This is a genomic window from Flagellimonas sp. MMG031 (assembly GCF_040112705.1).
In the GTDB taxonomy this organism is placed as follows: Bacteria; Bacteroidota; Bacteroidia; order Flavobacteriales; family Flavobacteriaceae; genus Flagellimonas.
The window spans coordinates 1785347-1798393 of sequence record NZ_CP157804.1 but is presented as its reverse complement, the minus strand read 5'-3'; the positions used below and the strand labels follow the sequence as shown (position 1 = coordinate 1798393).

Annotated in this window: 13 protein-coding genes; 6 read left to right on the top strand and 7 right to left on the bottom strand. The window is 44.7% G+C overall.

Features of this window, described 5'->3' with window-relative positions:
- The first annotated feature begins 12 nt into the window (after positions 1-12).
- Positions 13-738, top strand: coding sequence for a head GIN domain-containing protein (locus ABNE31_RS08110; RefSeq protein WP_293289041.1), 726 nt, complete (start codon positions 13-15; stop codon positions 736-738).
- A gap of 72 nt (positions 739-810) precedes the next feature.
- Here the strand turns inward: ABNE31_RS08110 and ABNE31_RS08105 are convergent, their stop codons facing one another.
- The 5 genes from ABNE31_RS08105 to glgB form a co-directional block, all read right to left on the bottom strand.
- Entirely contained in the window at positions 811-1728 is a 918-nt protein-coding gene (locus ABNE31_RS08105; RefSeq protein ID WP_349352981.1) for a polysaccharide deacetylase family protein, read from the bottom strand.
- A 4-nt stretch (positions 1729-1732) separates the two neighbouring features.
- Complete coding sequence (locus tag ABNE31_RS08100) at positions 1733-3055, bottom strand: MFS transporter (protein ID WP_349352980.1); 1323 nt, start codon at positions 3053-3055, stop codon at positions 1733-1735.
- A 108-nt stretch (positions 3056-3163) separates the two neighbouring features.
- Positions 3164-3973 (bottom strand): M48 family metallopeptidase, encoded by an 810-nt coding sequence (locus ABNE31_RS08095; RefSeq protein WP_179385443.1) that lies wholly within the window; start codon positions 3971-3973, stop codon positions 3164-3166.
- A gap of 38 nt (positions 3974-4011) precedes the next feature.
- A complete protein-coding gene (locus ABNE31_RS08090) occupies positions 4012-6411 on the bottom strand; it encodes a glycoside hydrolase family 31 protein (RefSeq protein WP_349352979.1) in 2400 nt (799 codons plus the stop codon).
- A 96-nt stretch (positions 6412-6507) separates the two neighbouring features.
- Positions 6508-8403, bottom strand: coding sequence for a 1,4-alpha-glucan branching protein GlgB (glgB, locus tag ABNE31_RS08085; RefSeq protein WP_349352978.1), 1896 nt, complete (start codon positions 8401-8403; stop codon positions 6508-6510).
- Positions 8404-8565: 162 nt separating this feature from the next.
- Between glgB and ABNE31_RS08080 the strand changes: the two genes are divergently transcribed.
- From ABNE31_RS08080 to ABNE31_RS08060, 5 genes are all read left to right on the top strand, one after another.
- Positions 8566-9144, top strand: a complete 579-nt coding sequence (locus tag ABNE31_RS08080; protein WP_349352977.1) for a collagen-like protein — start codon at positions 8566-8568, stop codon at positions 9142-9144.
- Positions 9145-9252: 108 nt separating this feature from the next.
- Positions 9253-9744 carry a peptide-methionine (R)-S-oxide reductase MsrB gene (msrB, locus tag ABNE31_RS08075; protein ID WP_179385447.1) on the top strand — a complete coding sequence of 164 codons (492 nt, stop codon included), beginning with the start codon at positions 9253-9255 and terminating at the stop codon, positions 9742-9744.
- A 19-nt stretch (positions 9745-9763) separates the two neighbouring features.
- Positions 9764-10168, top strand: coding sequence for a peptide-methionine (R)-S-oxide reductase MsrB (gene msrB, locus ABNE31_RS08070; protein WP_293285118.1), 405 nt, complete (start codon positions 9764-9766; stop codon positions 10166-10168).
- 146 nt (positions 10169-10314) lie between these two features.
- Positions 10315-11706: a dihydrolipoyl dehydrogenase gene (gene lpdA, locus ABNE31_RS08065; protein ID WP_179385449.1), complete on the top strand. Its 1392-nt coding sequence runs from the start codon at positions 10315-10317 to the stop codon at positions 11704-11706.
- A gap of 3 nt (positions 11707-11709) precedes the next feature.
- On the top strand, positions 11710-11991 hold the full coding sequence (locus ABNE31_RS08060; protein WP_179385450.1) for a DUF3817 domain-containing protein: 282 nt from the start codon (positions 11710-11712) through the stop codon (positions 11989-11991).
- Here the strand turns inward: ABNE31_RS08060 and aroQ are convergent.
- Positions 11983-12399 carry a type II 3-dehydroquinate dehydratase gene (gene aroQ, locus ABNE31_RS08055; protein ID WP_293285114.1) on the bottom strand — a complete coding sequence of 139 codons (417 nt, stop codon included), beginning with the start codon at positions 12397-12399 and terminating at the stop codon, positions 11983-11985. The genes ABNE31_RS08060 and aroQ overlap by 9 nt on opposite strands.
- 155 nt (positions 12400-12554) lie before the next feature.
- Positions 12555-13016, bottom strand: a complete 462-nt coding sequence (locus tag ABNE31_RS08050) for a hypothetical protein (protein ID WP_293285112.1) — start codon at positions 13014-13016, stop codon at positions 12555-12557.
- Positions 13017-13047 lie beyond the last annotated feature (31 nt).

Genomic DNA, 13047 nt, shown 5'->3' with positions numbered 1-13047 from the left:
AAACACAAGATCATGAAAAAACTTATCACTTTTGCCCTAGCCTTGGGAATGATAGCCTGTACCAACGCCCAGTGGGGCAAACGGGTCAAAGGAAACGGGGATTATGTAACCTTGGAACGCTCTGTTGGGGAGTATGATGGCGTTGCCCTTGCAGGTTGGTTTGATGTGGAACTGGTTTCTGGGACCGAAGGCGAACTGACCCTTGAAGGCGAATCCAACCTTTTGGAGCACATTAAAACCGAGGTCAAGAACGGAAAGCTGGTCATTAAGGCCGAAAATGGCATGAACCTTAGGCCATCCAGTTGGAACAGGGGTATCCGCATTACGGTTCCCATATCTTCCATTGACTTTGTAAGCCTATCCGGTTCAGGGGACATCGTAGGAAAAACGACCATTCAAGCGGATAAGTTTGATGCCAGTATGTCCGGTTCCGGGGATGTATCGCTGACCGTAGAGGCCAATGAGCTGGAAGCTGCCCTTTCGGGCTCCGGGGATATCAACCTGTCCGGAAAAGTAACCGATTTTTCAGTTTCGGTTTCCGGTTCCGGGGACATCAAAGCTTTCGATTTAGAGGCTGAATTTGTGGAGGCCACCGTTTCAGGCTCGGCCGATATCAAAGTGACCGCAAACCAATCCTTGGATGCCAGGGTTTCGGGTTCTGGAGACATCCAGTACAGGGGAAATCCCAAAAAGGTACATTCCAAGGCCTCTGGCTCGGGGGATATTACAAAAGTATAGTCCTTACTTACAGGATTCACCAAAAAAGCCCCGATGAATGTCGGGGCTTTTTTTTATGGTTTGAATCGAATTTTATTTTTTTAATAACGCTCCAATTTCTTTCCAAGTCACCAAATAGATGTTTTCTTCTTCCAAGATTTGGGCACATGCTTCACTGGTAAAGAAATTATAGTCCTGTTGGCGCCATCTAGCACCCCAATAGGGATGCTCCACAGACATGCCCTGACTTTCCAAATTGTCAAATCCGCAGTGTATGATCATCACATGGACACCCGGTTCCATATTACGGAGGGTATTGGCATAATAAGCGGCCATGTCCGTATCAAAATCAGCGGGCCCTGCTCCAAATATTCGATTGACGAGAACGGGCTGTTTGGTACCTTCCTTGCCTCCCAGTTCTTCGATTTGATGATTGATCATAGCCGGAATACCATACTCCTTGGCCAGATTCACATAAAGCTCGTAGTATCTCGGGTCTGTGGAAAACAAGCACCCCATGTGACTATCCAAGTGGGTAGGTTGGATACCCATGGCAATGGCTTTATCTATTTGGGCCCTTAACTCGATCTCCACTTCCTCAATCTTGGCATTTTCCCATAGTTGGGCACAATCGGGATAGAAATAGCCGTTGTCGTCCAACAAGCTGGACACCTCTGATTTTGATGCCACCGGTCCCCATCTTAAATAATTCCACTCACTGGTCAACGTTAAGTGAATACCCATATCATGGTCTGGGTTGGCTTTGGCATATTCGGCCACCTCGGACAACCATGGGGTTGGCACCATAATGCTGGCACTGTTTACCGAACCTTCATTGAAAGCTTTGAACGTGGCTTGGTTTGCGGTATGTATGACCCCAAGATCATCGGCATGTACAATCAATAACTTGGCATCGGAGGGATATCCTAAACGTTCTTGAACGTTTTTTTGAGCCTGAATCTGTACTGCCATAAATAACAAGGAAAAGGAAATAATAAAAATTTGTTTCATCTGCTTAGCTTTTTTTGTTGACCCTAGTGAGCAAAAAGATACCGATTACAAAAAACAACCCCAAAAAGATGGTGCTGTTGCGCATGCTTCCCGTAAGTTGTGCCACGATACCGTACATGAGCGTGCCAATGATGATGCCTATTTTTTCGGCCACATCGTAAAAACTGAAAAAGGAAGTGGTATCGGTAGTATCCGGCAAAAATTTGGAGTAAGTGGACCGCGATAGTGCCTGTATACCTCCCATCACCACACCGACCAATCCAGCCGCGATATAGAAATCCATAGGAGTTTGTAAAAAATAGGCGTAAACGCAAAGTAGCCCCCATATCACATTGATCACGATCAATGTTTTGATGTTTCCATACGCCTTGGATGCCCTTGCCGTAAGCGTTGCACCCAAAATGGCCACAATCTGTATCAACAATATACTTATGATGAGTCCCATGGTGCGTTCATTATCCGAACCCCAAACAATTTCTTCTTCCCCAAAGTAAGTGGCAATCAGCATTATGGTCTGTACCGCCATACTGTAAGTGAAAAATGCCCCTAAATAGCGTTTCAGTCTCCTGTTTTCTCCGAGTTGATACCATACAAGCTTTAATTCCTTGAAACCGTTCAAAATGATATGGTGTCGCTCCCCTTCCCGTTTATACCCTTTGGGTAAATGTTTAAATGTATACTGACTGAACAATATCCACCAAATGCCTACGGAGATAAAAGAGTACTTCATCGCCTTGATTTCAGCAATTTCACCACCATTATCGGTAATGCCAAAAAAATCTGGTTCCATCACCATAAACAAATTGAACACCAAAAGTATGACGCTGCCCACATAGCCCAAAGAGAATCCTTTGGCACTGATACTGTCCTGTTGCTCTGGATAGGCAATGTCTGGCAAATACGAATTATTGATGGCAAAACTCACCCAAAACCCTACCAGTCCAAAAAAGTAACAGGCCAGTCCAAAATAGATATTTTCCAACGAGAACCAGTACAGTCCTATGCAAGAGGCGGCCCCCAGATAGCAGAAAAACTTGAGGAACACCTTTTTGTTTCCCAAATAATCGGCCACCCCGGAAACCAACGGGGTTACGATTGCTATGAAAACAAAGGCCAAAGAAGTCACATAGCTGATCAAAGGAGCTCTTGCAATCTCGCCTCCAAATAGGGTTACTTGCTCAATACCAGCGGTACGGAACAATAACCCATAAAAAAGTGGAAAAATGGCGGATGAGATTACCAAACTGTACACCGAATTGGCCCAATCATAAAAAGCCCATGCGTTCAACAGTTTTTTACTTCCTTTTAATGCCAATGTCTGTGCCATGTCCTATCATAAAAAAATGTCACTTCGCTTCCTTGGAAAAACCCATTTTTGGTATCGTTTGGATTTTTCGTCTGTTTCGAAGTGACATTCCCAATTATTTATTTTGATTTATTTGAAGGAGGTTACCCCAAATTTACGGGCTTCCTGTTTGGCTGCCGGTGCCCATGCCGTCAAATTATTGATTCTGGTGTCGTTGGAAGGATGGGTGCTCAAAAACTCTGGCGGTGCCTGTCCTCCCGATTTTGCTTTCATGCGTTTCCAAAGTTCGGCAGCTTCGCTGGGATCATATCCTGCAATGGCCATAATCTGAAGTCCTATCCTGTCCGCTTCGGTTTCATGGCTTCTACTAAAGGGCAACATGACCCCCACCTGTGAACCAATGCCATACGCTTGATTGAACATATTTCGTTTTTCTGGGTCTTGGATCGCCACATTCCCTGCCACGGCACCAATTTGCTGTAAGGTTCCCGCACTCATACGTTGCGCACCATGGTCGGCCAAGGCATGTGCCACCTCATGGCCCATTACAACCGCTACGCCCGTTTCGTTCTGGGTAATCGGTAATATTCCGGTGTAAAAAACAATCTTACCACCCGGCATGCACCAAGCATTCACGGTCTCATCTTGAACCAAATTATATTCCCATTTGTAATCCTTAAGGTATCCTGGGTAACCGTTGGCATCCAGCCAGCGTTCAGCGGCAGAAGCAATGCGTTGCCCTACCCGTTGAATCATCTCGGCTTCTGAAGTTCCCTTTACCACCTTGTTACTCTCCAAAAATTGGTCGTACTGGGCAAATGCCATGGGGAACATTTGACTATTGGAGTAAAAATTAAGGGTACTCTTTCCTGTAAACGGATTGGTCTTGCAAGCCGATACCATGAGGAAAGCCACCGCTATCAAAACTATTTTTTTCATATGGCTGTAGTGTTTTTGTCTTCTGAATTTACAAAAATTTATTTTCCGAAAATGTGAAGTTCCGTGAAATCCTTGCTTACTTCAATGGAGTTGTTTCCATTCAGTTTGATATCGTCCAGATTCACCTCTTCGTTATCCAACTCTACGGAATCAATCTTAAAGGGCAGACCGTGGAAACTCATCTTAAAATTCTTGTACGGGGTAATGTAGTTACCGTCCTTGAACTGCTGGATGATCAATTCGTTTTTCTTTCCTGTCAATTTGAATCGCCTCAAGCTGAAACGGCCTTTTTTATAATCGTATCCTTCTTGTTGGTCTTCGTACACCTGGGAATTTTCGGTTCCTTCCTTATAATAAACATCGATAACAAGCTTTTCGATTTCCTTTTCCCCTATGTATTGCTGCACAGGGTATTTTGGGATCATAGCCCCTTCTTTGATGAACAGTGGCATTCGGTGGATTTCCGCAGAAACCCATCTTTCGATACCGCCTTCGTTGAGTTCATCGGTCCAGTAGTTGTACCAATTTCCCTTTGGGAAGTACATTCTTCTGCCCTGTGCGTTGGGTTCCTGCACGGGACAGACCAATATTTGTTTTCCAAAGATGAATTCATCCGTACGGAAATGCGTTTGCTGGTCCTCTTGATCGTAAAACACCAAGGACTGCAACATGGGAAAGCCCTGTTTAATGTAGTTGTAGAACATGGTGTAGAGATAGGGCATCAATTGATACCTCAACTCGATAAATTCCCGGACAATATCGGTTATCTCCTCTCCAAACGACCATGGCTCCTGATCGCCGTGGTCACCACTGGAATGTACCCTGCAAAAGGGGTGGAACACCGCCAATTGCATCCAACGGGCAAAAAGTTCTCCATTGGGCTGCTCGGCAAATCCACCAATATCGGAACCTACAAAAGAATATCCGCTCATGCACATGCGCTGCATCTGTACATTGGCAATCCATAAATGTTCCCAAGTGGCCACATTATCGCCCGTCCAAGTGGCACAGTAACGCTGGGTACCAGCATAGGCCGCCCTAGTAAGCACAAAGGGACGTCGAGGAAACATGTATTTTTTGACCCCTTCGTAAGTGGCCCTTACCATCTGCATGCCATAAACGTTGTGTGCTTTTCTGTGGCTACATGGGTGCCCATCGTAATCGTGGCGTACATCGAGATTGGCCGTTTTGGTGGGCACTTCCATTACAGCAGGTTCGTTCATGTCGTTCCAAACACCGCTCACGCCCATATCGGCAATCATCTCTTTGTAAAGACCGGCCCACCATTCCCGTACTTCTGGATTGGTAAAATCAGGGAATTTACACTCCCCGGGCCATACTTTTCCCTTAAAATGCGGTCCATCTGCCCTTCTACAAAAGTATCCGTGGTCCATGGCCTGTTGGTATACCCAATAATCGCGGTCTATTTTGATGCCCGGATCAATCATGGTAACCACCTTAAAGCCATCTTCCGCCATTTCCGCTATCATCTTCTTCGGATTGGGGAAATGTTGGTTGTTCCAAGTGAAACAGCGGAACCCTTCCATATAATCGATATCCAGATAAATGGCGTCACACGGAATCTTCAGTTTTCTAAAAGTTGATGCAATATCCCTCACCTTATCCTCTGGAAAATAGCTCCATTTGGATTGATGAAACCCAAGGGCCCATAGTGGTGGAAGCTCAGGAACGCCCGTCAAATCCGTATAAGATTCCACTACATCCTTCATTTTGGGTCCATAGAAGAAATAATAGTTCATTTCCCCACCATCTGCCCAAAAACTGGTTACGTTCCGCTTCTCGTTGGCAAAATCAAAATAGGTGCTGAAGGAATTGTCAAAAAATATCCCATAGGCAATGCTTTCCTTGAGCCCTACATAAAACGGAATGGATTTGTACAAAGGTTCTTGGTCCTTGCCGTAGGCATAGGAATCGGTTACCCAGTTGTTCACCCGTTTACCCTTCAGGTTGGTGTGCGAGGCCTTGTCTCCCATACCGTAGTAACTTTCACCTGCATGGCAAATTTTGCTCATTTTCACCACATTGCCCCCATAATCGAAGTTCTCCTCCCAATGGAAACCAAGCTCGTCCTCCGCTAAAATTACCCCATCCAGATCTACAATCTGCACCTTGAGGTTGGTCTTGTTGATGTAGATCTTGATCTTGGCCGTGGTGATCACGTACTCCGGAATCTCATCTTCCACGGTAAGCTCATTATACCCAAGGTTCACATCTTCACTGATGGCATAGGAAAAATCGGGTTCAAAAACGTGCTCGGTGGCATATCTGAATCGGACAACGCTGTCCCTTAGAATGGTGACTTGCAAAATGACCCCGTTCTGGGTGGTGAAGTATAGTTTGTCGTTTTCCTGTTTAAAATCGACTATATGGTTAGGGAACTGATTTCCCGTTCTGGCTATTTCTGTATTGGTTATCATCTATAATCAGTTGAGGCTAGCAAAAGAAACACAAAAGCCTGAATAATTAAAAATATGTTTTGAAAAGCAATCAACTACAACGTTGTAGCTTTGCTTTTATCGGTATACGACCACGCCCAATGGCGGTAGATTCATCAAAACGGACTGTTCCTGCCCGTTCCAAGAGGTCTTGGAGGGTTTCATGGTCTTTTTGCCCATGCCACTTCCCGAATATTTTTTGTCATCACTGTTAAAAACCAATTTAAGCGTAGTGCTTTTTGGCACCCCTACCCTATAATTTTCCCTTGGGACCGGGGTGAAGTTGCAAACAATGATCAAGTCGTCCTTTGGGTCGTTGCCTTTCCGAATGTACGAAATCACAGAGTTCTCTTGGTCGTTGTACTCAATCCACTGAAAACCTTCTGGCTGGAATTGTTTCTCATAGAGTGCCGGACTTGTTTTGTACAGTTTGTTCAGGTCCTTGATGACCTCCTGTATTCCCGAATGAAAATCGTATTGGGTCAAATGCCAATCCAAGCTTTCCTGAAAATTCCATTCGGAGGACTGTCCAAATTCACCTCCCATGAACAACAAATTACCTCCAGGATGGGTAAACATATAACCATAAAGCAACCTCAAATTGGCAAAACGCTGCCATTCATCGCCCGGCATTCGGTACAGTAAGGATTGTTTGCCGTACACAACCTCATCATGGGAAAAGGGCAGCATAAAATTTTCCGTAAAGGCGTAGGTAAGGCTAAAACTTATGGAGTTCAAATCATACGAGCGATGGATCGGGTCTTTTTTAAAGAACTCCAAGGTATCGTGCATCCAGCCCATCATCCATTTCATGCCAAAACCCAGCCCACCGTAATGTACAGGTTTGGTCACGCCTGTGAAGGCAGTGGATTCTTCGGCAATGGTCTGTACCCCTTTAAAACTGGCATAGACCTCTTGGTTCATTTCTTGCAGGAAGGATATGGCTTCTAAATTTTCGTTGTTTCCGTAAATATTTGGCTCCCATTCCCCATCTTCACGGGAATAATCCAAATAGAGCATGGAAGCCACTGCATCTACCCGAAGGCCGTCCACATGGTACTGGTCGAGCCAAAAAATGGCGTTGCTGATCAAAAATGCCCGTACTTCGTTACGTCCATAGTTAAATATCAAACTTTTCCAGTCGGGATGATAACCCCTTCGTCTATCTGGATGTTCATACAGGTGAGATCCGTCGAAAAAGCCCAAGCCGTGGGCATCTTCGGGAAAGTGGGATGGCACCCAATCCAGAATGACCCCAATGCCTCTTTGGTGCAAGGCATCTACCAAAACCTTAAAATCCTCAGGCTTGCCAAAACGCGAGGTCGGCGCAAAGTAACCCGTTAGTTGATAACCCCATGAGGGGTCGTACGGGTACTCCATAACCGGCATAAACTCCACATGGGTAAAGCCCATTTCCTCCACATAATCGGCCAATTCCTTTGCCATTTCCAAATAACTCAGCGATTGCCAACCATTCTTCTTTTTCCAAGAGCCCAAATGGACCTCATAAACCGAATACGGTTTGTCCAATGCGTTCTTTTCTTCACGGGTTTCCATCCAGCCGCTGTCCTTCCATTTGTATTTATCGTCCCAGACCAAGGATGCCGTTTGTGGAGGCTGCTCGCAGAAACGGGCAAAAGGGTCCGCCTTTTCGGTCCAGATATCGTTGTTATGGGATTGTATTTTGTATTTGTACTTGATTCCTTTGTCAACTCCCGGAATAAAACCCTCCCAGATTCCGCTGCTGTCCCAGCGCACATTCAATTGGTGCTCTCCAACAGTCCAATAGTTGAAATCGCCAATTACACTGACCGACTTTGCCGAAGGTGCCCAAACAGCGAAATACGTCCCTTTCACCCCATCGACTTCGGTGAGGTGCGACCCTAACTTGTCATACAGGCGAAAATGCTTTCCAGATTTAAAAAGATCGATATCAAACTCCGTAAAAAAACTGTGTGGAACTACCTTTGACATAAAAGTGTTTTTAGTGCTTATACAATAATACGCAACTTTAGGGAAGAATACGATTTTGATAATCGGTTTGCCATTAAAATCATTTTTTTTCAAAAAGTGGAACGCTTTTTGATTTTAATGCGTTAACAGTTAAAAGTAACACAAATCCAAAATCCAAAAATCATGAATAAGTTTAGTACAATTTTAGGAGCAGTTATCGTTTTTATTTTCGCGGCTTGCGAAGGCCCACAAGGTCCTCCGGGCTTTGACGGGTTGGATGGCCTGGATGGTGCTCCCGGCGCTCCAGGTATCCAAGGACAGGTAGTGGAAGTAGAGGGCGTTGACTTTGGCTATGATGCCGAAGCCAATCTCTTCAGTACCCTGATCACCTTTTCCGATGTGACCAATTTTGAGGTATTTGAATCGGATGCCGTATTGGTATATCGCCACGACGGGGTTATCGATTTAAGCGATGGCTCCACTGCAGATGCATGGACACAAATACCACAGAATTACTTTTTGCCAGGTGGAACCATTCAATATGTGTTTTCCCATACTTTTGTGGACCTGGAGCTGTTTATCGATGGTAATTTTGATTTATCCACCCTTAGCACGGACTTTACGGACAATCAGCTGTTCCGTATCGTATTCATACCGAGCGAATATGCCCAATCTCCGGATTTTGATGCCTCCAACATTGACAGCGTGATGTCCAAATTACAGATCAATGAAGGACAGGTAATCCAGTTGGACCTTCAATAAATCATATAAAAATGGTATTTTAAGTCTCATTGAAAATCAATGGGACTTTTTTTATGGTAATTTTGAAAGGATAGCCATAAAAAGTCGTCCAATCATAAAAAAACAAGAATGGGAAAAAGATTGCTATTGATTGCATTGGTAGTTTTGACCGGATGCAAGGGAAACTCACAGGAAGAAAAAAAGGAGACCGAAAAAGAAACCACTTTTAAGGTGAACAAAACGGATGCCGAATGGCGTGCCGAGCTTACCGATATGGAATACTACGTGCTGCGCAAGGCCGCCACAGAAAATGCTTTCTCCAGTGAACTATTGGACATTAAGGAAAAGGGCACCTACGTATGTGCCGGTTGTGGCACTCCCCTGTTCAAGAGTGAGCATAAATTCGACTCGGGAACCGGATGGCCCAGTTTTGATAGGGAAATCGAGGGCAATGTGGCCTACGACGTGGATTATAAAATAGGAGTGGCCCGTACCGAAGAGCATTGCGCCGTGTGCGGAGGACATTTGGGGCACGTGTTCAACGATGGTCCACGGAATACCACTGGAAAAAGACATTGCATCAATGGAGCCGCGCTTGATTTTATTCCGGATAACCCATAATTTGGCATAAAAAATTCCTATGAAGAACAAGTATGGTGTCAATAAAAGTGAAGAAGAATGGAAACAGCAACTTTCCCCTGAGGAGTATTATGTTCTGAGGCAAAAGGGTACCGAACGGCCCTATACCGGAAAGTTCGACCTTCATTTTGAAGATGGCAATTACCACTGTAAAGCCTGCAATGCCAAACTTTTTGAAAGTGAGCACAAATTTGAAAGCGGTTGTGGTTGGCCCTCTTTTGATCAGGCTGTTGAAGGCGCCATCGAGTACATTCGCGATACCAGCCATGGTATGGTACGCACCGAAACGGTCTGTGCCAACTGCGGTAGCCATTTGGGACATGTTTTTAATGATGGGCCTCGGGAAACCACGGGGCAACGGTACTGCATCAATTCAGTGAGCATCGATTTTGACCCAGAAGGTTAAATTCTTCCCCGAACAACCATTTTTTCAGATTTCACAAACGAATCCAAATTTGAGTTTTTCAACTTGGGAAATGGAGATTGATTTGCGTACTTTTGCAGCTGCCATTCAACGGCAGGTTTTTATCTAACAACTAAAATCAAAATCTAATGAGCAAGTTCGATATAATTGTTTTGGGAAGTGGTCCAGGTGGATACGTTACTGCCATCAGGGCATCACAATTAGGTTTCAAAACAGCCATTATAGAAAAGGAAAGTTTGGGAGGTGTATGTCTAAATTGGGGGTGTATCCCTACCAAGGCCCTTCTTAAATCCGCTCAGGTTTTTGAATATCTGAAACATGCCGAAGATTATGGTTTGAATGCCAAAGATGTAAGCCATGATTTTGATGCCGTTGTCAAGAGAAGCCGCAGCGTGGCCGATGGCATGAGCAAAGGGGTCCAATTCTTGATGAAAAAGAACAAGATCGAGGTCATCAATGGATTTGGAAAACTGAAAAAAGGAAAAAAAGTAGAAGTAAAAGCTGAGAACGGTGATACCACCGAGTATTCAGCGGACCATATCATCATCGCCACTGGGGCTCGTAGCCGCGAGTTGCCTAGCCTTCCCCAAGACGGCAAAAAAGTCATTGGGTACCGTGAGGCCATGACCTTGGAAAAACAGCCCAAGAAAATGATCGTGGTAGGCAGTGGTGCCATCGGAATGGAGTTTGCCTATTTCTATCACTCCATGGGTACCGAGGTTACCGTAGTGGAATATATGCCGAACATTGTGCCCGTAGAGGACGAGGATATTTCCAAACAATTGGAACGTAACTTCAAAAAATCGGGCATCAAAATCAAGACTTCCGCAGAGGTGACCAAGGTGGATACGTCTGGTGATGGCGTTAAAGCCACGGTAAAGACCCAAAAAGGCGAAGAAGTTTTAGAGGCTGACATCGTACTATCCGCAGTAGGAATCAAAACAAACATCGAGAATATTGGATTGGAAGATGTGGGCATCGCCACAGACCGTGACAAAATATTGGTGAACGACTACTACCAAACCAACATACCCGGTTACTTTGCCATTGGTGATGTAACCCCAGGACAGGCATTGGCGCACGTAGCCTCTGCGGAAGGTATTATTTGTGTAGAAAAATTAGCAGGAATGCACGTAGAGCCCTTGGATTACGGCAATATCCCAGGATGTACTTACTGTATCCCCGAAATCGCCTCTGTTGGGTTGACAGAAAAGCAAGCCAAGGAAAAAGGATATGATCTTAAAATCGGTAAATTCCCGTTTTCGGCGAGCGGTAAGGCCAAAGCCGCAGGAACCCCTGATGGTTTTGTAAAAGTAATCTTTGATGCCAAATACGGAGAATGGTTGGGTTGCCATATGATCGGTGTTGGGGTAACCGACATGATCGCAGAAGCCGTAGTGGCCAGAAAACTGGAAACCACAGGACATGAAGTACTGAAAGCAGTTCACCCTCACCCTACCATGAGCGAAGCTGTAATGGAAGCAGTTGCGGATGCTTACGATGAAGTAATCCACCTATAACCTATGCTTAAGATTTTTAGGGCCACTGCTATTTTAGAAGGTATTTCCTATCTACTCCTTTTCGGAATGACCATGCCGTTGAAGCATTGGGCGGATATTCCTGAACCAAACCAAGTGGTTGGGATGGCACATGGAATATTGTTTATTCTATACGTAGTGGTGGCCATTGTTTTTTGTTGGGAACGCAAATGGAAACTCAGAAGATTTGTTATACTTTTTATAGCCTCCCTCCTTCCCTTCGGGACGTTTTATGCTGACAAAAAGTACTTGAAGGAACTAGCCTAAAAAACTCTGGATGGCCAAATCATAACTCTGCAGGCCAAACCCAAGAATCACTCCTTTAGCAACCGGTGCTATGTAGGATACATGGCGATATGCCTCGCGCTCATGCGTGTTGGAAATATGCACTTCGATTACCGGAGATTCCACAGCTTTAACTGCATCACCGATACCAACGGAGGTATGGGTGTAGGCAGCGGCGTTTAAAATGATACCATCGTAATCGAACCCTACTTCTTGAATTTTAGCAATAATTTCCCCTTCAATATTGGATTGATAGTATGACAGTTCTACCTCGGGAAATTTAGATTGAAGCGTTGCAAAATAGTCCTCGAAAGTGGTACTCCCGTAGATTTCGGGTTCACGCTTTCCCAAGAGGTTGAGGTTGGGTCCGTTGATGATGATTAATTTCATACTTTCAAAAATACAATAAAAAGAAAAGAGACTGTCTAAAAAGCAGTTTACCTATCAGTTCGAGCGCCCGCCTGCGGCAGGCAAGCGCTCAACCTGACAAAGCTCAACTATTACTGCTTATTAGATAGCCTCTTTATTCTGCTATTTTCTGTTCTTTAATTAATGGCGAATTGAAGTCCAAAGCCGAATGCGCCAACCTCGTTGTCGCCCACATCGCTAAGTACAACAGAAGGGCGCCAATCAAAATTGATGACAAAGGGCACCCCATCTACTTTAAAGTCGAGCCCCAAATGCGGACGCAATGCAAAAATATTATCCGAATTCTTGATAAAAATAATACTGGGACCAACCCCAGCGTACCAGCGCAAACCCTTTGCCCTAAAAAATTCCTTGTGATAGGAGTACAAAAAGGTTGCAATGGTGGCATTGTCCTCAAAGCCCAAATCTCCCTGGCCAACATGGTTATCGGAAAAAAAGTATTTTCCCGTAGCCCCGAAAAAAGTGGCGTCGTCATAAAGGTCAATCCCCAATCCCAGAGCGGCCCGATAATTGGTTTGGGCCTTTACCGCCAAATGTCCAAGCATTCCAATTGCAAAAACTAAAAGTAATTTTCTCATTTTCTAAACATAATTAATGGTTAATATTCAT

What these genes read in the sequence shown, in the direction of transcription:
- ABNE31_RS08105 (WP_349352981.1), bottom strand. Translation starts at nt 1,728, where the DNA reads ATGAAACAAATTTTTATTATTTCCTTTTCCTTGTTATTTATGGCAGTA.
- msrB (WP_179385447.1), top strand. Translation starts at nt 9,253, where the DNA reads ATGGGAAAAAGATTGCTATTGATTGCATTGGTAGTTTTGACCGGATGC.
- ABNE31_RS08050 (WP_293285112.1), bottom strand. Translation starts at nt 13,016, where the DNA reads ATGAGAAAATTACTTTTAGTTTTTGCAATTGGAATGCTTGGACATTTG.
- lpdA (WP_179385449.1), top strand. Translation starts at nt 10,315, where the DNA reads ATGAGCAAGTTCGATATAATTGTTTTGGGAAGTGGTCCAGGTGGATAC.
- msrB (WP_293285118.1), top strand. Translation starts at nt 9,764, where the DNA reads ATGAAGAACAAGTATGGTGTCAATAAAAGTGAAGAAGAATGGAAACAG.
- ABNE31_RS08090 (WP_349352979.1), bottom strand. Translation starts at nt 6,411, where the DNA reads ATGATAACCAATACAGAAATAGCCAGAACGGGAAATCAGTTCCCTAAC.
- aroQ (WP_293285114.1), bottom strand. Translation starts at nt 12,399, where the DNA reads ATGAAATTAATCATCATCAACGGACCCAACCTCAACCTCTTGGGAAAG.
- glgB (WP_349352978.1), bottom strand. Translation starts at nt 8,403, where the DNA reads ATGTCAAAGGTAGTTCCACACAGTTTTTTTACGGAGTTTGATATCGAT.
- ABNE31_RS08095 (WP_179385443.1), bottom strand. Translation starts at nt 3,973, where the DNA reads ATGAAAAAAATAGTTTTGATAGCGGTGGCTTTCCTCATGGTATCGGCT.
- ABNE31_RS08080 (WP_349352977.1), top strand. Translation starts at nt 8,566, where the DNA reads ATGAATAAGTTTAGTACAATTTTAGGAGCAGTTATCGTTTTTATTTTC.
- ABNE31_RS08110 (WP_293289041.1), top strand. Translation starts at nt 13, where the DNA reads ATGAAAAAACTTATCACTTTTGCCCTAGCCTTGGGAATGATAGCCTGT.
- ABNE31_RS08100 (WP_349352980.1), bottom strand. Translation starts at nt 3,055, where the DNA reads ATGGCACAGACATTGGCATTAAAAGGAAGTAAAAAACTGTTGAACGCA.
- ABNE31_RS08060 (WP_179385450.1), top strand. Translation starts at nt 11,710, where the DNA reads ATGCTTAAGATTTTTAGGGCCACTGCTATTTTAGAAGGTATTTCCTAT.